Origin of the sequence: Octadecabacter sp. B2R22 (assembly GCF_018861045.1) — a bacterium.
Classification (GTDB): Bacteria; Pseudomonadota; Alphaproteobacteria; order Rhodobacterales; family Rhodobacteraceae; genus Octadecabacter.
The window spans coordinates 470,168-489,067 of sequence record NZ_JAHKQJ010000007.1; the positions used below are offsets into that span (position 1 = coordinate 470,168).

Below are 18,900 nucleotides of genomic sequence, written 5' to 3' on the forward strand. Positions count from 1 at the left end.
TCTATGTCAGTTAAAGGGGGGGCTGGCGACTACCCGCGCATGCGCGCCTGATAATCATGGGCTTGCCAATTCGCGCGGGCCAACCACTGTGGTTCTGGTTGGCGTGCAGCTAGATCATCAGAGATTTCAACCTCATCAAAACCGGACCGCCGTGCCATGGCATATTGATCGGCAATCACATGGCCACGCGCCCGCAAACGACCCGTGAACCCCATGCGGCGCAATTGGGCGGCGATGGTAAAGCCACGGCCGTCTGCAAAACTTGGGAAATCCACGCGGATCATCTCGAAGTGGTTAAGTCGATCGGCGATGTCGTTTGGTTCAGCGTCGGATGCCAGATTAAGGGCTTTTGCGCCGCAGTCATTTGCAACCAGTGCATCAAGGGCCACGAACTCGGTGGTCCAATCATCGGCGCCAAATCCCGTATCGGTAATAATTACAGTCATTGTTTTGTCCTTTCGCGCCTTACGCGCTTTGACGTTGGGCTTTGCCACTGCCAAAATGAATTCCGCATTCCGTCTTTCCTTGATCGCGCCAGCGACCCGCACGCGGGTCTTCACCAGCCGCGACGCGGGTGGTGCAAGGTGTACAGCCAACAGACGGAAACCCTTTCGCCACAAGCGGGTGGCGCGGCAGGTTGTGATCGCTGATATAGGCGCGCAGATCGTCGCTGTCCCAATGGGCCAGTGGGTTGATCTTGGTACGAGGCAGGCGGCCCAGCGGGCGTTCGATCTCAAAGAACTCGAGCGCCGCACGGCTGCCGCTTTGATACCGTTTGCGACCGGAAATCCAAGTGTCATAGCCCTGCAGGGCCTTTTCCAGCGGTTCCGTCTTACGCAGATGGCAGCAGGCGTCAGGGTCGTGCAGGTGCAACAGGTTTTCATTGTCGCGCTCAAAAACGGCCTCACGGGAGGCGCGAATAACCTGCACATTGCGCAGGCCCAAATGGGCGGCCACGTCGCGTTGATATGTCAGCGTTTCTGCGAACAACATTTCGGTGTCGATAAACAGAACAGGCACATCGCGGTCGATTTGCGCGGCCATGTGCAGAAGCACGACGGATTCAGCGCCAAACGAGCTAACAAGAGCCGTGTCATCAAAGCTCTTCAAGCCATAGTCGAGCACATCGACGGCGTCTTTGCCCTCATAAATGCGGTTCAGCGTCCTTAAGCGTCCATCAAGCGGCATTTGCAGCCTCCTTCGGGTAAAGAATGTCTTTGAACGGCGCCGCGCCAAGGCGTCGGTACGTTTGGATAAAGGTCTCATCGGCGCTGTCGCGCAGATCCATGTAGCCAATCACAAGGCGCTCAATGGCCGGCACGATATCGTCCGCAGAGAAGCCCGGTCCAGCGCGTTCACCAACGGTGGCGGTTTCTGTGTGATCGCCCCCCAGAGTGATCTGGTAGTTTTCAACACCCGCACGATCGAGACCAAGAATACCGATGTGGCCCACGTGGTGGTGGCCACAGGCATTGATGCAGCCCGAGATTTTGATCTTCAGCTCACCGATGTCATGTTCGATCTTCAACTCGTCAAAGCGGGTCGCAATTTGCTGTGCCACTGGAATAGACCGCGCCGTTGCAAGCGCACAGTAATCCATACCGGGGCAGGCGATGATGTCGGACACAAGCCCGATGTTCGCCGTCGCCAGATCAGCGGCCCGCAATTCGCCGTAAAGGGCTGGAAGGTCGGATTTATGGACGTGCGGCAGGATTACGTTCTGCTCATGGCTGATGCGCAGCTCGTCGTGGCCGTATTTACGCGCAAGGTCAGCCATAACGCGCATCTGGTCTGCGGTCGCATCCCCCGGCGTGTCGCCGTGTTTCTTGATTGAAATCGACACGATTGCATAGCCATCCGCGCGGTGCGCCGTCAGGTTTGTATCCGTCCAGCTGTGAAATGCTGGGTTGGCAAGGCGCGCGGCTTCAAACCCGTCCGTGCTGGCGGTTTTGAAGTCTGGTGCAGCGAATTGGGACACAATCGTGCGCAGGATTTCTTGATCAACGCCGTTAAAGGTTGGTCGAATTTCAGCAAAGCGTTCGTCCACCAAACGGCGGATTTCATCAATGCCGTGCTCGTGCACGGTGATCTTGATGCGTGCCTTATACTTGTTGTCGCGGCGACCAAGACGGTTCCAAACGGAAACGGTCGCCTCAATGAAGGGCAGCAAGTCAGCTTCTGGCAAGAAGTCGTGCAGCACTTTGCCAATCATTGGTGTTCGGCCAAGACCACCACCCACAAGCACTTCGTAACCACGAACACCGTCGCGTTCCAGAATGCGGATACCAATGTCGTGGGCTTTGATCACAGCGCGATCGGCCGCAGCGCCCGTCACAGCAAGCTTGAACTTGCGCGGCAAGAATTGGAACTCAGGGTGGTCTGTGGACCACTGGCGCAGCAATTCAGCCACTGGGCGCGGGTCAGCGACCTCGTCAGCAGCGGCGCCAGCAAAGTGGTCAGCCGTCACGTTGCGGATCGTGTTGCCGGAGGTCTGAATTGCGTGCATTTCCACGTCAGCAAGGTCTGACAACATGTCAGGCACGTCCTTCAACTCGGGCCAGTTGTATTGAATGTTCTGGCGTGTGGTGAAGTGGCCGTAGCCTTTGTCATATGTCTCAGCCAAGTGGGCGAGCATATCCATCTGTTTGCTGTTCAGCGTCCCATAAGGAACCGCCACGCGCAGCATATAGGCGTGCAACTGCAGGTACAGACCGTTCATCAAACGCAATGGTTTGAATTCGTCTTCGGTCAAAGACCCATCAATACGGCGTTCCACTTGGCCGCGGAATTGCGCGACGCGTTCACGGACGAAGGACTCGTCGAAGTCGTTGTATTTATACATTTGTTTCTACCTGTTTGCCGTGCGCGTAGTTGGATGGGCCGCGTGTGCGGAATTCTTCGCGAAAGTGGGTGGCCTCTGGGCCGTTTTCGCCCAGCTTGGCATCAGCCAAATAAGCACCAACCATCACGTTTTTCTGTGTGTTTGCTTCAAGAAGGCGCAGATCGGCATGGGCTTCGTCTGTCATGAACTCGGCGTCGGCGATATCGCCGGACCATGTGTCGTTGACTGTGAACCAAACCGCATCGCCCTCGATCAAAAGGTTGGATGTGATCACTTTAGGTGTGAATGCGCGGGCCATTTTATAGGGCCTCCTGTTGTAGGTCGTAAGAAGATACCGCGGCGACGGCCGCACGGGGCGCGAGCCCCAGGAATGTCAGGGCAGGGCCAGTCAGCCCCGCAGCAGAAATAGTCGGTTCCATTTCCGCCACAGTGGTCGCCAAGACGCGCTGATCCGCGCGTGAGACGTTTTCGATGACTGTGACGGGCGTGTCAGGGTTTGCGCCATGCATCAGCAGGCGGCCTTGCACGAAACGCGCAGATTTCTTGCCCATATAGATCGCCGCGACTTGGCCTGCTTCGGCCAGTGCGCGCCAGTCGTGATCCGCGTAGCCTTTGGTGTCGTGGCCCGTGATGAAACGTACCGCAGAATTGCGACCGCGCTTCGTCAGGCTTTGGCCGATACCAGCAACCGCTGCAGAGGCCGCCGTGATGCCGGGCACGATTGTGTAAGACAGATCTGCCGCCTCAATCGCTTCGATTTCTTCGTCCAAGCGGCCAAAGACAGTTGGGTCGCCAGCCTTAAGGCGCACAACATGATGGCCATTCGCACCATGTTCGACGATCAACGCGTTGATATCGTCCTGCGCCATGGCTTTGCCGAAGCCTTCTTTGCCTGCGTCGATCATGATCGCTTCGCGGCGGGCCAGTTCTAGGACTTCCGGCGTGACCAGACGGTCGTAAATGACAACGTCGGCCTTATCGAGGGCCTTGCGCGCTTTCAGTGTCAACAAGTCTGGGTCACCGGGGCCCGCGCCGACCAGATCAACATGGCCCGCTTTGGCCTGTGTGTTCAGGTGCTTATCCAGCAACCGATCAAGCGCGACTTCGACTTCGGCCTTGCCATGTGCAATCGCACGCGGGCCTGCTGTGTCGTAGTATTCCGCCCAGAAATCACGTCGCGCGACACCGAATGGCAGTTTTTCAGCCATGGCGCGAAAGCCTTTGCCGATGCGGGCGAGCGTGCCAAGCGAGGCGGGGAGTTTTTCCTCGAGGTCTTTTTTGATCGCGCGGGCCAGCACAGGGGCTGCGCCTTCGGTGCCGATGGCCACGGTCACAGGATCGCGGTCAACGATGGCCGGTGTGATGAACTGGCTGTCGTGCAAATTGTCTACGATATTCACAAGCGCACCATCTGCGCGGGCGATGGCAGCTGTGCGCGCGTCTTCCGTCGCATCTTCATCGGCGGCATAGAACAATGCGGCACACAGGGTGTCGCCCACATCCATGGAACGTTCGATCAAGGTCAATTGATCCGCTGCGGCCCATGCTTGCAGTTCAGGGGCGGGGTTCGCCGCGAAAACTGTCACCTTGGCTTCGGTCTTCAGCAGCAGGCGCAATTTAGCCAATGCCGCGTCGCCACCGCCCGAAAGGACAATGCGGCGCCCTTGCGTGGCGAGGAAGATAGGGAAGTGGTTCATGACGGTCTTTCCGGTTGCTTGGGGTCAATATAGAATATTATTCCGTCAATTGCGCTATATGGACGGTTGAAAGGGACGTTTGTTCGCCGTATTGGTGAGGTCAGTCAGATAATTTCTGTTTCGGAAGGAAAAGCGAATGGATGTTCGGGTAGATGAGTTAGACAGGAAAATCCTACGCACCATGCAAGCGGATGCAGGCCAATCTCTGGACGAAATTGCCAAATCTGTTGGGTCCTCAAAGACCCCGGTTTGGAACCGGATTCGCAAAATGCGCGAGGCGGGGGTGATTGGCCAGCAAACGGTCATGCTGGATGCCGAAGCGCTGGGGTTTGAAGCGTGTTTTTTCGTCCTGATCCGCACGTCGGAACACGAAGCGGATTGGCAGGCTAAGTTCTTGAAAGCCTTGATGGAACGCGATGAGGTTCAAGAGGCACACAGGCTGGCAGGAGACATTGATTATATCCTGAAAGTGCGGGTCAAAAACGCCCGTGCTTACGATGTGTTTTATCAGGCGCTGATTTCCGAGGTGCGGGTGTTCAACGTCACGGCGCTTCTCAGCATGGAAGAGATCAAATCGACGGTGGCTTTGCCGCTCTAGCCGAAGACGCGAGAGACCTCTCGCAGGATCTTTTCACGGATCGCACGGGGGTAATCGCGGTGCCGCCGCGCTGTAATTACAAAACCGTCGCGGGTGATCACTGCGCGGGTGAAAAATGTAGTGATCGCGACCCCCATGCTTTCAATAGCGATGCCGTTGATGGTGACGCCACGCCGCTCTGCCTCGCGGGCTGCGGTGCGGGTGTCACTGCCGGCGTTTGGTGTGCCATCGCCTGAAATATCAATGACTTGGCGGTCGCAGGTCGGGGCGTTGTTGAACTGATCCAACGCGAAATAAATCGCGTCCCCAAGGGCCGTGTCAGACTGCACAAAGGCACGCGGCATAGTGCGGGCGTCCACGGCAAAGTCCTGAACATCTGAGATTGAGCGTATTTGGCGCCACGGGATCGACACCTCTTGGTGCCCAACGCCCGACCACTGCATGACTGCAACAGCCACTTGTCCTTGGATCAACGCCTCGGAGACCTCAGCGCCGAGAACCGCGTCGGCCATCCCGTCTGTTTGCAGGTCGTATTCAGCGCCGTCGATTGAATTGGAAACGTCGATGGTCAACAGAAGGGCGGTGTCACAAGCGAAAGCCTGCGATGTCGTAAGCATGAATGCAGTGAACCATCCCTTCATCAGGGCAGTGTGGCGCATAAATCTTGGTGTGGGAAGTGCAGGTTTCTGTTGCCAGGTACCTGCGAACCCCGCCCTAGGCTGCAAAGCGTAGGGGCTTAAATTTGGATATTTCGCACTGCTTACGCAGCGAGAGCAACCCGAGCATTGTTGTCATTTGCAACTAGCTTAAACGTACCGATAACGGTGGTAACTCACCGAAACAAAGCTAACCCCTTTAGACGTTCGTCGATCCTATTTCGTCCCCAGACTGGCCAAATGAGCCGTTTCCCGCATGCCCTGACGGACGGTTGGGTGTTGGTGGAGACGCCGGGTACCGCCCCCGGGTCCGATCCGCTTATTGCGAGCGCGTTTATGTTCATAGTCCCGAAGGACATTCCATAAATAGGCGGGCTGATGGCGCTTTACAAGGGGGCAGTCGGGCTACTTTGCGCTGGCCGAGGCCACGGATTGGCCGAGCTCGGTGGTATAATCCGCCAGTTCCGCCAAGAGCTTATCGACGGTTTTCGCATCAGATGCCTCAAGAGCGTCGGCAATGTGTGTGTGCATTGCGACGATGTGATCGCGACTGCGCGCGGTGAAGGTGATCATGTTCATCAACGGTTCGATCGCCTCAACAGCGCCGGCCAATTGATACGACAAGACCGGATTGCCAGCACCGTCCACCAAAGCGCGGTGAAACGCGACGTCTGAGGCGCAAAAGCTTTCGTCGCTTAGGCCTGGTTGGGATTGTCGGGTGATTTCGGCCCTCATGGTCGCTAAGTGATCCGCGGTTCTGCGTTGTGCCGAAAGCGGGGCGCAGGCGCGTTCTAGTGCAAATCGGGCTTCGCAGGCGGTGACGAAATCGACGTCATTCATGCTCAGCAGCAGGGCAGAGGTTGTGATTTGCTGGCCGTAAGCGTCTTGAAACGTAAGCCGATTTACGAAAGCGCCGCCTGTTGCGCCCCGCTGGGTGCGGATGAGCGATTGCGCCGCCAATCGTTTAAGCGCCTCACGCACGGTTGAGCGCGATACGTCAAATTGTTCGCTTAGCTCGGCCTCGCTTGGCAAACGTTCATCTACAGGCAAATCGCCTGAAACAATGGCGTCACGAATGGACTTGGCGATCTGGGCGGAGAGGTCTGGTGCATTTTTCATTTGTCAGACATTTAATTGTCTGACATTTGTTTGGCAAGGATTGAGTCGCACTTCATGTCGGGGAGGACATATGCGCGCTGAATGGATCAGAGGAATGGGCGCACCGCATTGGCTGGTGTTGTTTGGCATCGTGTTGGCGGGCTGGGCTGCTTTGTATCTGATGGCCATACCCGCAGAATTGCGAGAGCTTTCACAGATTTACGGTGCGCAGTTTTGGGCTGATCTATGTCGCGTCACACCAGATGCCGCCGGCGTGCTAAAACTTACGGCGATGTGGGCCTTGATGTCGGCGGCGATGATGTTGCCCACGGCATTGCCCGCATTTGCCACCTTTGATGACCTGCCCGGATCACGCGGTGATTTTGGCCGTCTGGTGGGTGGATACCTTGCCGTTTGGTTGGTGTTTTCGGCCCTTGCAGCGGTGGCGCAAATGGCGCTTTGGAGGCTGGGTTTGCTGGATCAAACGGGCCTAAGCGTCAGTGTGGTTCTTTCGGGCGGATTGCTGGTTCTTGCGGGGGCTTATCAGTTCAGCGCGTTCAAAGCGGCCTGCGTTCGCAAGTGCCGCGCGCCATTCGCGTTCTTCATGCAGCATTGGTCCGATGGGCCTTGGCGCATGGGGGTGCGGTTGGGCGCTGTGTGTCTTGGATGTTGCTGGGCGCTTATGCTGCTTGCCTTTGTGGGCGGCGTGATGAGCCTTGCGTTTATGGGATTGGCGACAGTCCTGATGGTGTTTGAAAAGCTGCCTGACTTGGGCGCTTGGCTGACGCGGCCCTTAGGGGTTGCCCTGATCGGCGCCGGAGTGGCCGTCGTGATTTTCGGATAGGAAGGATTAACAATGAGTAAGTCAAAGACCAAGGTTCCCGCGGATCGCTTGCCTGTAAGTCAGCGGATCGACAGTAAGATGGACAGCCATCCTTTGCGCCGTAAGTCACGCCCAACGGATTGGGCGATCAAGGGCGAGCTGTTCTTGAACTGTAATTGTACGGTGTTTTGCCCCTGCGTTGTGAGCCTTGGGCAGCATCCGCCGACCGAGGGCAACTGTAAGGCATGGATGGCAATCGCTATCGATGAGGGGCATTTTGAGGGCGAAGACCTCTCAGGGATCAACATTGGGCTTTTGGCCGAGATTCCAGGCCGTATGGCCGAAGGCAACTGGAAGGTTGCGGTCTATATCGATGAGAAAGCCACGCAAAAGGCCTACAACGGGTTGCTGCAGATCCTGTCTGGCGCGGCTGGGGGCACGACTGGGCTGTTCACCGTTCTGGTGAGCGAGATCATCGGCGCTGAGCGCGAGAAGGTCGATATCATGCGCGAGGGCACGAAGCGGGGCCTTTACATCGGGCGCAAGGTTCAAGGTGAGATCGAAATGCTAACGGGGGCCGATCCGGATCAACCTGTGGTGATGACGAATACCAAATACTGGATGGGTTCGGACGTGATTGCGGCGCGTGGGTTGAAATCCAAGGTGCGGGACTATGGCCGCGTTTGGGATTTGTCCGGTAAATCCGCTGAAATCTGTGCCATCGATTGGAAAGGTCCCAAGCCGTGATAACGCCGACTTTTTGTCAAACGATGGCGCGCTATAACCGTTGGCAAAACAATGGTTTGCGTGATCTTGTTAAGCAGATGGACGAAGATGCTTTGCGCCTTGATCGCGGCGCGTTCTTTGGGTCGATTTTCGGCACGCTCAATCATCTGCTTTGGATCGACAAACTTTGGATGAACAGGTTCGAACCAACCATCGCCGCCCCAGACAGTGATGATGTCGGCGTCAGCCACACCGCCAACCCGACCGATTGGGCAACTGAGAGGTTCCGAATGGATGGGGCTATTGTTGAATGGGCACGCGGGCTGCGAGCGATCGACCTGAGTGGCGATGTCAGTTGGTATTCCAAGGTCTATGGAACTGATATGTCAAAGAAAAAGGATCTGTGTGTGATGCAGTTGTTTAACCATCAAACGCACCACCGCGGGCAGGTTCACGCAATGATGACGGCCGCGGGTATGACGCCAATTGGCAGTGATCTGCCTCTTATGCCGGAGATCTGACATGGCAACGATAGCAGGATCGCGCCGTCTGCGCCGCACACCGTTTTCGGATGGCGTCGAGGCGGCAGGTGTTAAGGGATATACGGTCTATAACCATATGTTATTGCCTACGGTTTTCCGCAGTGTGATAGAGGACTATCACCACCTGAAGTCCGCTGTGCAGGTGTGGGATGTCTCTGTCGAACGACAGGTGGAAATTCGTGGGCCTGATGCGGGGCGGCTGATGCAAATGCTCACGCCGCGTGATCTGCGCGGGATGCTGCCCAGCATGTGCTATTACGTGCCGATGGTCGATGAAACGGGCGGAATGCTGAACGATCCGGTGGCCGTTATGCTGGACGAAGACCGCTATTGGGTTTCGATTGCCGACAGTGATTTATTGTACTGGGTCAAGGGGTTGGCCTACGGTCTTCGTCTGGATGTTCTTGTGGATGAACCCGATGTTTCGCCCTTGGCCATTCAAGGCCCCAAAGCAGATGAGCTTGCAGCGCGTGTTTTTGGTGACGCCGTGCGGGACTTGCGGTTCTTCCGCTACGGGCGGTTTGATTTTCAAGGCCAGCAGATGGTTGTTGCGCGGTCGGGCTATTCCAAACAAGGCGGCTTTGAAGTGTATGTCGAAGGGACCCAAAACGGTATGCCGCTTTGGAATGCTTTGATGGAAGCGGGGCGTGATTTGGATGTCCATGCGGGCTGCCCGAACTTGATTGAACGGATCGAAGGTGGCCTGTTGTCCTACGGCAATGACATGAACCGGGATAATACCCCCCACGAGGCAGGTCTTGGGCGTTTCTGTTCAACACAAACTGCAATTGGCTGTGTGGGGCGCGATGCCTTGTTGCGGGTGTCCAAAGAGGGGCCCGTAAAACAGGTTCGCGCACTGAGGATCGAAGGCGATTTGCCGCCGTGCGATCGAGCATGGCCCATAATGGACGGGCAAATGCAGGTTGGGGCCGTGACCTCATCCGCAAGGTCGCCTGATTTTGAAACGAACGTCGCAATCGGCATGGTTCGCATGACCCATTGGGACCCAAAGACAGACGTAGATGTCGTTACGCAAGCCGGAGTGTTTCCGGCAGTCGTGAACGAAACCTTTTGGATTTAGACAGTTAAAGGAGAACCCCATGTTCAACGCTTTGGTGGTAGAGAAAGACGACGACGGCAAAACAAGCGCATCTGTTCAGCAAATTGGCGAAGATCGCTTGCCTGAGGGCGATGTGACTGTTGCAGTTGAATATTCCACGGTGAACTACAAAGACGGGCTGTGCATTGGGCCAGGCGGTGGGTTGGTGCGCAACTACCCGCATGTTCCGGGTATCGACTTTGCGGGCACCGTCGAGGCTTCGGATGATCCACGCTATAAGGCAGGCGACAAGGTCGTGTTGACGGGCTGGCGTGTCGGTGAGGCCTATTGGGGCGGCTATTCGCAAAAGGCGCGCGTCAAGGCGGATTGGCTTGTGCCACTGCCAAACGGTTTGGACACAAAACAGGCGATGGCCGTCGGGACGGCGGGCTTCACCGCGATGCTTGCGGTCATGGCGCTTGAGGATCACGGCATCAAAGATGGTCCTGTCTTGGTCACAGGCGCTGCGGGTGGCGTTGGGTCTGTCGCGACTGCGATATTGGCGGGCCTTGGGCATGAGGTTGCAGGCGTAACGGGGCGACCTGAAACTGCTGATTACCTGAAATCACTTGGTGCGACCCAGATCGTGGCCCGTGAAGAGCTGAATGAAACCACAAAACGCCCGCTTGAGGCTGAAACTTGGGCTGGCTGTGTGGATGCCGTTGGCGGCGAAATGCTGGCACGCGTTCTGGGTCAGATGAAATACGGGGCATCGGTGGCGGCAGTCGGCTTGGCCGGTGGTGCAGGGCTTCCGGCGACGGTTATTCCGTTCCTGCTGCGCGGTGTTAACTTGCTCGGCATCGACAGTGTGATGCAGCCCTATGACAACCGTCTGCGCGCGTGGGAACGGATTGCCGAGGATTTGCCGATGGATAAGCTGGATGCGATGGTGCAACCTGCCGTTCTGTCCGATCTTCCAGCCTTGGGCCGTGATATTCTAAAAGGGCAGGTTCGGGGCCGTGTGGTCGTTGATGTAAATGCTTAAGGAATAATATGAAGCCGGTCATCTATTGGGTTCGACGTGATTTACGCTTGGCGGACAATGCCGCATTAAATGCGGTACTTGCGTCGGGCCGGCCGGTCATTCCTGTTTTTATCAACGATGCGTTGATAGACGGTCTTGGGGCTGCCGCTAAATTTCGGTTTGGCGAAGGTTTACGTGTCTTTGCAACAACGCTCGGGGTCCTCGGGTCGCAGTTAGTCTTGCGGCGTGGCGATGCCTTGGAGGTTTTGCGTCAACTGATTTCCGAAACTGGGGCAGAGGCTGTCTACTGGAACAGGCTTTATGATCCCGCCGCCAAAGCCCGCGACACTGAGGTCAAATCTAATCTGAAATCAATCGGCATCGAGGCGCGGTCTTTTGCCGGGCATTTGTTGTTTGAGCCATGGACGGTCGAGACGAAAACGGGCGGGTTCTACAAGGTCTTCACACCGATGTGGAAGGCCGTGCGCAGTCGTGATGTTGCTTCACCGGTGCCTGCGCCCTCAAACGTGCCTGCGCCTGCCGTGTTTCCTGACAGTGACGATCTGGCGGATTGGGCAATGGGGGCCGCAATGAAGCGCGGCGCGAATGTGCTTGCGCCTCATATGCGTGTAGGCGAAGCGGCGGCGCAAGACCGGTTGGCCGAATTTATAGAACACAAGGCCGCCAATTACCCGACAGATCGTGATCATCCGAGCGTGGATGGCACATCCGGTCTGTCAGAAAACCTGACCTATGGGGAAATCAGCCCCGCGACCTGTTGGCATGCAGGGTGGGCTGCGATCCATCGCGGGGTGTCTGGTGCCGAAGTTTTTTGCAAGGAACTGGTCTGGCGCGAGTTTGCCTACCATTTGATGCATCACACGCCGCATATTCTGGACAGCAATTGGAAAACTGGCTGGGACAGTTTTCCGTGGAACACCCAAGACACACCAGAGGTGATCGCGTGGAAACAGGGGCGCACGGGTGTTCCATTTGTCGATGCGGCCATGCGGCAGATGTATGTGACAGGTATCATGCACAATCGCGGCCGCATGATTGTTGCGTCTTATCTGACCAAACATCTGATGACCCATTGGCGGATTGGGCAGGCATGGTTTGAGGACTGCCTGATTGATTGGGACCCCGCGAGCAACGCAATGGGATGGCAGTGGGCCGCTGGGTCAGGGCCGGATGCGTCACCGTTTTTTCGAATTTTCAATCCCGTCACACAGCTCAGCAAGTTTGACCCCAAAGGTAAATACGCGCCGAGCTGGATTGCTGAAGGGCAGGGTGACCCGTCCGCGACGTCGTTGTCTTATTACGACGCAATCCCGTTGGCTTGGGGCTTGTCACAGGATGACGCTTACCCAGAACCGGTCGTTGGCCTTGCTGAGGGGCGAGCGCGTGCGCTCGACGCGTATCAAGCGAGGACAGCCTGAGCGGGTTAAATCGCAAATCCCGCCCCAAAACGCAGGACATTTCGCAACTGCTGGCGTTGATGATGCCTCACTAGATTGCGGAACTTTTGCCTCGCCTCTTGCGTGGAGGGCGTGCGGGGGGGTATTTGCGAAGGAACGCAAATCGCGATGACCTGACACAGCTGGCGTAGATCAGTGTTTTATTGTCTGGCATCCTGCGAAGACCAAGGAGCAGTACAATGCCGACGATGGGACGAATAGTTGGGGCAATCCTTTACGGGGCGCTTGCGTGGTACACGACGATCTTGATTGTACCGTTGTTTCCCGAAGGCACCAATTTGGGCTGGTTTCAAGAGATCAACACTGTGTTTGGCTTTTGGGTCGGATGGACGATTGCAGGGTCTCGCGCGGGAACCGGATATACGGCAGCGTTCAGCTACGGGCTGACCGCGACAATCGCCTTGGTTGTCTCTGCAAACTTCTTTAATTCCATTCTTGTAATGCTCGATCAATCCTTACGCCGCCGCTATGACGGCCCCGGTGAGGCCGTAACGGCCGTCTTTGAGATGTTCGTCCAGCACGGTGCTATGATTATGACCGCACAGATCATTACCACATTGTTGATCGGTGGGATTGGCGCGGCGATGATCGTAGAATTCTTTGGAAAAAGGTTCACTTAATGGACCTGTTCTTGTTTGGAACACTGCTCCACATGCCGCTATTAGAAGTGGTGAGTGGTGATCTTGATGTGCGCAGCCGTGTTGAATTCGCAACGCGTGTCGATTTCACAGTGAGCCGCGTCAAAGGGCAGGTGTTTCCAATTCTGCACGAAGCCAAAGGCGGTGTCGCTGAGGGCGTGATTGTATCCGGTCTGAGCGATGAAGCCTTATCCCGACTGGACTATTACGAAAAAGCCTTCGGTTATAATCGCACTGAATTTGTTGTGCTGGACGCGGACCATCAACCCCGTGACGTGGCGGCCTATCTTCCAGACGCTGGCCTTTGGACCCCCGCTGAAAGCTGGGACCGCGGTGGTTGGATCACTGCGATGGGCGAATTGACGACCCTGACCGCCCGCGAGGCCATGTCAGGGATCGATCAGACCCCCGCAGAAACGATGGGCCGACGTTATAAACAGATGATGGCGCGGGCCGCGTCTCGTTTGCGGGCTAAGAATACGGCGCACAATGCCGCTGTGGGGCGCGGTGACATGGTGCAGGGGGATGTGAGCCTGCTGAAGTCGCAAAACCGTTATTCTGGTTTTTTTAATGTCGAAGAGGTGGATCTCGCGTTTCGCCGTTTTGATGGGGCGATGTCACAGCCTGTTAATCGCGTTGTTTTTGTCGGGATGGATGCAACGATTGTCCTGCCCTACGATCCTGTTCGTGATCGTGTCTTGTTGGTCGAACAGTTTCGCACGGGCGCTTATTTGCGCGGGGACGCGAACCCCTGGACGATCGAACCTGTCGCCGGGATAATCGACCCCGGTGAGACTCCAGAAGAGGCCGCAATTCGCGAAGCGAAAGAAGAGGCAGGCATCACTCTACGTGATCTCACTTGCGTGTCGGCGGCTTATCCAAGTCCAAGCACCACGACTGAACATTTTTATCTGTATGTTGGCCTGTGTGATCTGCCTGACGGGGCTGAGGGGCGCGGCGGGGAAGACACCGAAGATGAGGACATCCAGTCTTATGTTATGGATTGGGCTGACTTTGACGAGGCCTTGAATGCTGGCAAATTCCGGCTTTTGCCGCTTCTGGTCGTGGGGCATTGGCTGGCACGAAATCGTGACCGTTTGCGCGCTGCTGCTTGAAGGCCGCCGACCTGTCGCCTACACCTTATTACAAATGTGAAAGGCTCCAATATGACAATCCGATCCGATCTCGCCGAAACCGTTGGCAGTACACCCCTTATCCGTCTGCGCGCCGCGTCCGAAGAAACCGGATGCGAGATTTTGGGCAAGGCGGAGTTCATGAATCCGGGTCAATCAGTCAAGGACCGCGCGGCGCTTTACATCATCAAAGATGCCATCGCCAAAGGCGAGCTGCGCCCCGGCGGGACGATCGTTGAAGGCACGGCGGGTAATACAGGCATCGGTCTGGCGCTTGTCGGCGCGTCGATGGGGTTCAAGACGGTTATCGTCATTCCTGAAACCCAGTCCGAGGAAAAGAAAGAGATGTTGCGCCTTGCGGGGGCCGAACTGGTGCAAGTCCCAGCAGCGCCGTATCGCAACCCCAACAACTTTGTGCGTTATTCTGAACGTTTGGCCAAAGAACTGGCGCGCACGACCAACGAAGGCGTTGTCTGGGCGAACCAGTTCGACAACGTCGCCAACCGTCAGGCCCACATCGAGACCACTGGTCCCGAGATTTGGGAGCAAACGGACGGCAACGTTGATGGGTTTATCTGTGCGGTTGGATCGGGCGGGACTTTGGCGGGTGTCGCTATGGCGTTGCAGCCGAAGGGCGTGAAAATCGGTATCGCGGATCCAGACGGGGCCGCGCTTTATAACTATTACACAAATGGCGAGTTGAGCATGACCGACGGCGGGTCGATCAACGAAGGGATCGGTCAGGTTCGGATTACCAAGAACCTCGAAGACCTGAAGCCGGACTATGCCTACAACATCCATGACAAGGATGCGTTGCCTTACGTCTTTGACATATTACAAACCGAAGGCCTGTGCCTTGGCGGATCATCTGGTGTGAACATCGCAGGGGCTGTGCGTATGGCCAAAGAAATGGGGCCGGGGCATACGATTGTGACGATCCTGTGTGACTATGGCACGCGGTATCAATCAAAACTGTATAACCCTGATTTTCTGCGCGAAAAGGGTCTTCCCGTGCCAAGCTGGCTGGACAAAGAACCGGCTGTGATCCCAACGGTATTTGAAGACGTATGAAACGCGTCCTTGCTCTGCTGATCGCGCTTTGGGCTGCTCCGCTCCTTGCGCAGGATGACGCCGTTATTGACGTCGAAACAACGGATGCGACTGTTGTTGAGACAACAACTCTAGCTGACACATTTGCCGATCAGGCAGAGTGGGAGGCTTTGGCGGGTCGTGTCGAAGTCGCCGTTGAAAACGGGCAAACGTCAAATTCGGTACTGGGTGAATTGCGTTCTGATTTGGCGGATTGGCGGGATACCTTCTTGGAACTTCAGTCGGCCAATGCGGGGCGCATTGATACTGTTCAATCCCAGATCACCGCGCTGGGGGCTTTGCCAGAAGACGGCAGCGACGAAGACCTCGCCATTGCGTCCCGTCGAGCGACACTCACAGCGCAATTGAGTGAGCTTCAAGCCCCCGTGGTCCTTGCAGCGGAAGCCTACGCCCAAGCGGATGGCCTGATCGGAGAGATCGATACATCACTGCGGGATCGTCAGACCGATGAATTTACCGAACGATCCCAGTCGCCCTTGGTGCCGTCTGGCTGGTCCACCGCATGGACGGCTGTATCAACATCCTTTGTTTCTATTGGGGCAGAAATCACGGGTGAGGTCGAAAACCCCAGCCGTCAGACTGAGTTTTTCAATAATTTGCCCGCAATACTGGCCTTGTTGGCCGCTGCTCTGGTTCTGATTACGCGTGGACGCGCATGGGTGCGTTGGGTGTCTGGACTTTTTGGGGCGCAATCGTTGCGGGGGCAGGGCGTTTGGGACTTTGCTTTGTCTTTGGGGCAGGTTGTCCTGCCGTATCTCGGCGTGTTGGCCTTGGCGCAAGCGCTGGACACGACCGAAATGCTCGGGCGGCGCACATCGGTCCTGATCGACGCAATCCCGGGGCTGGCGTTGCTCCCGATACTTGCGCACTGGTTGGCAGGCCACTTGATGCCGACCAATTCAGCCCCTGAGAGCCATCCTCTTAACCTTGAGCCAGAAGTATCGGCGCGTGCGCATCGCCGCTTTATCACGCTGGGCTATATGCTGATGGCGTTTGGCATGGTGCGAACTTACGCCGATGCCAATGCTCTCAATACGATAGCGAGCGCGGTGATTTTGTTCCCTGTGGGAGCGCTCTTGGCTTGGACGCTCTATTGGCTGGGGCATGTGCTGAGACGTACATCATCTCCCGACGCCGAGGATGCGCCGCGCTCCTTCCGCGTCGCGCTGCGGGCGATCATAAGCCGCGGTTTGATGGTGGCGGCAATTGCTGGTTTGATCTTTGCAGCGCTTGGGTATTCCAATGCGTTCGAGTTGATCACTGAACCCGCCGCCCAAACGCTGTATGTACTTGGCGTTTTGATCTTGTTGCAACGCCTGTCAGTGGACGTCTACACGCTCCTGTCAAAACGCGAAAACAGCGCCCAAGATGCTCTCATTCCGGTTTTGATTGGCTTTTTGTTGATCCTTGTGTCCTTGCCAGTTCTGGCACTGATCTGGGGCGCACAGATGACCGACATCACAGAGCTGTGGACCCGCTTTCGGGAAGGGTTTTCAATTGGAGACACGAAAATATCCCCGACAAGCTTTCTTCTGCTCGCAGTGGTCTTTGTCATTGGGTACACGATCACCCGGTTGCTGCAGGGCGCGTTACGATCAACGGTTCTGCCGCGTACCAAGATGGATGCAGGCGGGCAAAATGCGGTTGTGTCCGGCATGGGATACATCGGGATTTTCTTGGCGGCCGTGGTTGCCATCACCACAGCCGGCATTGATCTGAGCGGCCTTGCGATTGTCGCGGGGGCTTTGTCCGTGGGCATTGGTTTTGGCTTGCAGAACATCGTGTCGAACTTTGTCGCCGGTATCATCTTGTTGATTGAGCGCCCCATCAGCCAAGGCGACTGGATCGAGGTGGGCGGTCAGATGGGCTATGTGCGCGACATCTCTGTGCGCTCTACACGGATCGAAACCTTTGATCGCACCGACGTCATCGTGCCCAACGCGGATTTGGTCAGCAATCAGGTGACGAACTGGACGCGCGGCAACAACGTCGGGCGGGTTATCGTTCCGGTTGGGGTGGCCTATAGCACCGATACCGAAATGGTTACGGGCATCCTCAAAGAGATCGCAGAGGCGCACCCAATGGTCCTGTTGAACCCGCCACCATCCGTAGTGTTCCAAGGGTTTGGCGCAGACAGCCTTGATTTTGAAATCAGAGCGATCCTGCGGGATGTGAACTACGTCCTCAGCGTTAAGTCAGAAATGAACCACGCGATAGCAAAACGCTTTGTCGAAGAAGGCATAGAAATCCCGTTCGGCCAGCGTGACATTTGGTTCCGCAACCCAGAGGCCTTGGACTTCGGGGCCAAACCGGCTCGCAAGCCAGCAAAGAAAACACCACCAAAAGAAAAGCCTGACACATGAGTAAGCCGCTTTTTATTGATGATGCCTATAAGCGCGATGCCTCCGCCGAGGTCTTTGCCGTGACAGATGAGGGCGGGATCATTCTGGATGAAACCATCTTTTACCCCACAGGCGGCGGCCAGCCCGGCGATTCCGGAACCTTGACCTGGGAAGGCGGCAAGATCGACATCGCAACAGCGGTCAAAGGCGATGGCGGCAGCATCATTCTTGTGCCTGCCGAACCCAACCCTCTGCCGCCGGTCGGTAGTAAAGTGACGCAAACCCTAGATTGGGAACGCCGTCACCACCATATGCGCGTTCATACGGCGCTGCATCTGTTGTCTGTCGTGATCCCGCTGCCCGTGACCGGTGGATCGATTGGCGTCGACAAAGGGCGGCTTGATTTTGACATGCCCGAAGCGCCTGAAGACAAAGCCGAGCTTGAGGCGACCTTGAATAAGCTGATCGCTTGCGATTTCGAGATATCAACGGAATGGATCACGGATGCGGAGCTGGCGGCCAATCCCGGATTGGTCAAAACCATGTCCGTGCAGCCGCCCAAAGGGGCAGGGCGCGTGCGTCTGGTCCGAATTGGCGAAGGTGAAAACACCGCCGATCTACAACCCTGTGGCGGGACTCATGTGCGGTACACGTCAGAAATCGGAACCGTTCGTCTTGGCAAGGTCGAAAAGAAGGGAAAGCAGAACCGCCGCGTGTATCTGCATTTGGAAACCTGATGTATCGTCCGTTGATGAGTGTCGTTGGCATCTTTGCCGCTCTACTAGGTCTGGTGCTCATCTTTGCGCCGATGCTTTATCTGTCGCTCTATGTGCCCGATGCTGCGCCTGACATGGCATTTGCCGCACAACGGCTCGGCCCCGTGGTCGTAGGTTTGGGCGCATTGATCTGGGCGGCTCGCGGACTTGCGGCGGGGCCGGTTGCATCAACTTTATGCCTGATCGGGGCAGGGGTCTGGGGCGGCGTCGCAGCGACGGGCGTTTTTCATTACCTGAGCGGAACAGCTGGGTTTTCCATTCTGTTCGCCGCCGTCTCAGAGCTGGTTTTGGCGCTACTTTTCTTCATTGCGTCGCGGCAGATGCGCCACGGCTGATAATAAAACATTTTTCGCACAAAGGGGCCTTGCAAAGCCCACC

Annotated in this window: 20 protein-coding genes and 1 other RNA gene; 13 read left to right on the forward strand and 8 right to left on the reverse strand. The window is 56.5% G+C overall.

The genetic code is table 11. The annotated features are described in order from the left end of the window. Window positions 1-29: 29 nt before the first annotated feature. The 5 genes from KO486_RS07760 to cysG are packed head-to-tail and all read right to left on the reverse strand — an operon-like array spanning window position 30 to window position 4,539. Window positions 30-446 (reverse strand): DUF934 domain-containing protein, encoded by a 417-nt coding sequence (locus KO486_RS07760; RefSeq protein WP_216036673.1) that lies wholly within the window; start codon window positions 444-446, stop codon window positions 30-32. Between the two features lie 19 nt (window positions 447-465). Beyond that, on the reverse strand, window positions 466-1,188 hold the full coding sequence (locus KO486_RS07765) for a phosphoadenylyl-sulfate reductase (protein WP_216036674.1): 723 nt from the start codon (window positions 1,186-1,188) through the stop codon (window positions 466-468). Then, window positions 1,178-2,842, reverse strand: coding sequence for a nitrite/sulfite reductase (locus tag KO486_RS07770; protein WP_216036675.1), 1,665 nt, complete (start codon window positions 2,840-2,842; stop codon window positions 1,178-1,180). Before KO486_RS07770 ends, KO486_RS07765 begins: the two co-directional genes overlap by 11 nt. Further along, on the reverse strand, window positions 2,835-3,140 hold the full coding sequence (locus tag KO486_RS07775; protein ID WP_216036676.1) for a DUF2849 domain-containing protein: 306 nt from the start codon (window positions 3,138-3,140) through the stop codon (window positions 2,835-2,837). The genes KO486_RS07770 and KO486_RS07775 overlap by 8 nt, the downstream gene beginning before the upstream one ends. A gap of 1 nt (window position 3,141) precedes the next feature. After that, window positions 3,142-4,539: a siroheme synthase CysG gene (gene cysG, locus KO486_RS07780; RefSeq protein ID WP_216036677.1), complete on the reverse strand. Its 1,398-nt coding sequence runs from the start codon at window positions 4,537-4,539 to the stop codon at window positions 3,142-3,144. Between the two features lie 136 nt (window positions 4,540-4,675). Here cysG and KO486_RS07785 point away from each other — a divergent pair, with 136 nt between their 5' ends. Beyond that, the gene (locus KO486_RS07785; protein ID WP_216036678.1) at window positions 4,676-5,137 is read left to right on the forward strand and encodes an Lrp/AsnC family transcriptional regulator; all 462 of its coding nucleotides are present in this window, start codon (window positions 4,676-4,678) and stop codon (window positions 5,135-5,137) included. On the opposite strand, the gene KO486_RS07790 is transcribed toward KO486_RS07785, so the two are convergent. The 3 genes from KO486_RS07790 to KO486_RS07800 all read right to left on the reverse strand — a co-directional run bounded on the left by KO486_RS07790 (window position 5,134) and on the right by KO486_RS07800 (window position 6,912). Further along, window positions 5,134-5,778 (reverse strand): DUF1194 domain-containing protein, encoded by a 645-nt coding sequence (locus KO486_RS07790; protein ID WP_216036679.1) that lies wholly within the window; start codon window positions 5,776-5,778, stop codon window positions 5,134-5,136. The two genes, KO486_RS07785 and KO486_RS07790, sit on opposite strands and share 4 nt — an antisense overlap. Window positions 5,779-5,812: 34 nt before the next feature. Continuing rightward, window positions 5,813-6,189, reverse strand: a transfer-messenger RNA (tmRNA) gene (ssrA, locus tag KO486_RS07795). Window positions 6,190-6,198: 9 nt separating this feature from the next. Beyond that, on the reverse strand, window positions 6,199-6,912 hold the full coding sequence (locus KO486_RS07800) for a GntR family transcriptional regulator (protein WP_216036680.1): 714 nt from the start codon (window positions 6,910-6,912) through the stop codon (window positions 6,199-6,201). A gap of 70 nt (window positions 6,913-6,982) precedes the next feature. Between KO486_RS07800 and KO486_RS07805 the strand changes: the two genes are divergently transcribed. The 12 genes from KO486_RS07805 to KO486_RS07860 all read left to right on the forward strand — a co-directional run bounded on the left by KO486_RS07805 (window position 6,983) and on the right by KO486_RS07860 (window position 18,857). After that, entirely contained in the window at window positions 6,983-7,735 is a 753-nt protein-coding gene (locus KO486_RS07805) for a DUF2182 domain-containing protein (RefSeq protein ID WP_252734619.1), read from the forward strand. 12 nt (window positions 7,736-7,747) lie between these two features. Continuing rightward, the gene (locus KO486_RS07810) at window positions 7,748-8,461 is read left to right on the forward strand and encodes a DUF1326 domain-containing protein (RefSeq protein WP_216036681.1); all 714 of its coding nucleotides are present in this window, start codon (window positions 7,748-7,750) and stop codon (window positions 8,459-8,461) included. Window positions 8,462-8,484: 23 nt separating this feature from the next. Continuing rightward, window positions 8,485-8,961 (forward strand): DinB family protein, encoded by a 477-nt coding sequence (locus KO486_RS07815; protein WP_216036682.1) that lies wholly within the window; start codon window positions 8,485-8,487, stop codon window positions 8,959-8,961. A 1-nt stretch (window position 8,962) separates the two neighbouring features. Continuing rightward, window positions 8,963-10,063 carry a dimethylsulfoniopropionate demethylase gene (locus tag KO486_RS07820; RefSeq protein ID WP_216036683.1) on the forward strand — a complete coding sequence of 367 codons (1,101 nt, stop codon included), beginning with the start codon at window positions 8,963-8,965 and terminating at the stop codon, window positions 10,061-10,063. A gap of 19 nt (window positions 10,064-10,082) precedes the next feature. Next, a complete protein-coding gene (acuI, locus tag KO486_RS07825) occupies window positions 10,083-11,066 on the forward strand; it encodes an acryloyl-CoA reductase (RefSeq protein WP_216036684.1) in 984 nt (327 codons plus the stop codon). A gap of 8 nt (window positions 11,067-11,074) precedes the next feature. Next, window positions 11,075-12,484 carry a deoxyribodipyrimidine photo-lyase gene (locus KO486_RS07830; protein WP_216036685.1) on the forward strand — a complete coding sequence of 470 codons (1,410 nt, stop codon included), beginning with the start codon at window positions 11,075-11,077 and terminating at the stop codon, window positions 12,482-12,484. Between the two features lie 218 nt (window positions 12,485-12,702). Next, window positions 12,703-13,143 carry a TrgA family protein gene (locus tag KO486_RS07835; protein WP_216036686.1) on the forward strand — a complete coding sequence of 147 codons (441 nt, stop codon included), beginning with the start codon at window positions 12,703-12,705 and terminating at the stop codon, window positions 13,141-13,143. Next, entirely contained in the window at window positions 13,143-14,276 is a 1,134-nt protein-coding gene (locus KO486_RS07840) for an NUDIX domain-containing protein (protein ID WP_216036687.1), read from the forward strand. The genes KO486_RS07835 and KO486_RS07840 overlap by 1 nt, the downstream gene beginning before the upstream one ends. A gap of 51 nt (window positions 14,277-14,327) precedes the next feature. After that, the gene (locus KO486_RS07845) at window positions 14,328-15,365 is read left to right on the forward strand and encodes a cysteine synthase A (RefSeq protein WP_216036688.1); all 1,038 of its coding nucleotides are present in this window, start codon (window positions 14,328-14,330) and stop codon (window positions 15,363-15,365) included. Continuing rightward, window positions 15,362-17,767, forward strand: coding sequence for a DUF3772 domain-containing protein (locus KO486_RS07850; protein WP_216036689.1), 2,406 nt, complete (start codon window positions 15,362-15,364; stop codon window positions 17,765-17,767). Before KO486_RS07845 ends, KO486_RS07850 begins: the two co-directional genes overlap by 4 nt. Beyond that, entirely contained in the window at window positions 17,764-18,483 is a 720-nt protein-coding gene (locus KO486_RS07855) for an alanyl-tRNA editing protein (RefSeq protein WP_216036690.1), read from the forward strand. Before KO486_RS07850 ends, KO486_RS07855 begins: the two co-directional genes overlap by 4 nt. Then, complete coding sequence (locus tag KO486_RS07860; RefSeq protein WP_216036691.1) at window positions 18,483-18,857, forward strand: hypothetical protein; 375 nt, start codon at window positions 18,483-18,485, stop codon at window positions 18,855-18,857. The genes KO486_RS07855 and KO486_RS07860 overlap by 1 nt, the downstream gene beginning before the upstream one ends. Window positions 18,858-18,900 lie beyond the last annotated feature (43 nt).

Bases quoted from the DNA above. Each gene is read 5' to 3' on its own strand.
- KO486_RS07760 (WP_216036673.1), bottom strand. From the start codon at position 446: ATGACTGTAATTATTACCGATACGGGATTTGGCGCCGATGATTGGACC.
- KO486_RS07765 (WP_216036674.1), bottom strand. From the start codon at position 1,188: ATGCCGCTTGATGGACGCTTAAGGACGCTGAACCGCATTTATGAGGGC.
- KO486_RS07770 (WP_216036675.1), bottom strand. From the start codon at position 2,842: ATGTATAAATACAACGACTTCGACGAGTCCTTCGTCCGTGAACGCGTC.
- KO486_RS07775 (WP_216036676.1), bottom strand. From the start codon at position 3,140: ATGGCCCGCGCATTCACACCTAAAGTGATCACATCCAACCTTTTGATC.
- cysG (WP_216036677.1), bottom strand. From the start codon at position 4,539: ATGAACCACTTCCCTATCTTCCTCGCCACGCAAGGGCGCCGCATTGTC.
- KO486_RS07785 (WP_216036678.1), top strand. From the start codon at position 4,676: ATGGATGTTCGGGTAGATGAGTTAGACAGGAAAATCCTACGCACCATG.
- KO486_RS07790 (WP_216036679.1), bottom strand. From the start codon at position 5,778: ATGAAGGGATGGTTCACTGCATTCATGCTTACGACATCGCAGGCTTTC.
- KO486_RS07800 (WP_216036680.1), bottom strand. From the start codon at position 6,912: ATGAAAAATGCACCAGACCTCTCCGCCCAGATCGCCAAGTCCATTCGT.
- KO486_RS07805 (WP_252734619.1), top strand. From the start codon at position 6,983: ATGCGCGCTGAATGGATCAGAGGAATGGGCGCACCGCATTGGCTGGTG.
- KO486_RS07810 (WP_216036681.1), top strand. From the start codon at position 7,748: ATGAGTAAGTCAAAGACCAAGGTTCCCGCGGATCGCTTGCCTGTAAGT.
- KO486_RS07815 (WP_216036682.1), top strand. From the start codon at position 8,485: ATGGCGCGCTATAACCGTTGGCAAAACAATGGTTTGCGTGATCTTGTT.
- KO486_RS07820 (WP_216036683.1), top strand. From the start codon at position 8,963: ATGGCAACGATAGCAGGATCGCGCCGTCTGCGCCGCACACCGTTTTCG.
- acuI (WP_216036684.1), top strand. From the start codon at position 10,083: ATGTTCAACGCTTTGGTGGTAGAGAAAGACGACGACGGCAAAACAAGC.
- KO486_RS07830 (WP_216036685.1), top strand. From the start codon at position 11,075: ATGAAGCCGGTCATCTATTGGGTTCGACGTGATTTACGCTTGGCGGAC.
- KO486_RS07835 (WP_216036686.1), top strand. From the start codon at position 12,703: ATGCCGACGATGGGACGAATAGTTGGGGCAATCCTTTACGGGGCGCTT.
- KO486_RS07840 (WP_216036687.1), top strand. From the start codon at position 13,143: ATGGACCTGTTCTTGTTTGGAACACTGCTCCACATGCCGCTATTAGAA.
- KO486_RS07845 (WP_216036688.1), top strand. From the start codon at position 14,328: ATGACAATCCGATCCGATCTCGCCGAAACCGTTGGCAGTACACCCCTT.
- KO486_RS07850 (WP_216036689.1), top strand. From the start codon at position 15,362: ATGAAACGCGTCCTTGCTCTGCTGATCGCGCTTTGGGCTGCTCCGCTC.
- KO486_RS07855 (WP_216036690.1), top strand. From the start codon at position 17,764: ATGAGTAAGCCGCTTTTTATTGATGATGCCTATAAGCGCGATGCCTCC.
- KO486_RS07860 (WP_216036691.1), top strand. From the start codon at position 18,483: ATGTATCGTCCGTTGATGAGTGTCGTTGGCATCTTTGCCGCTCTACTA.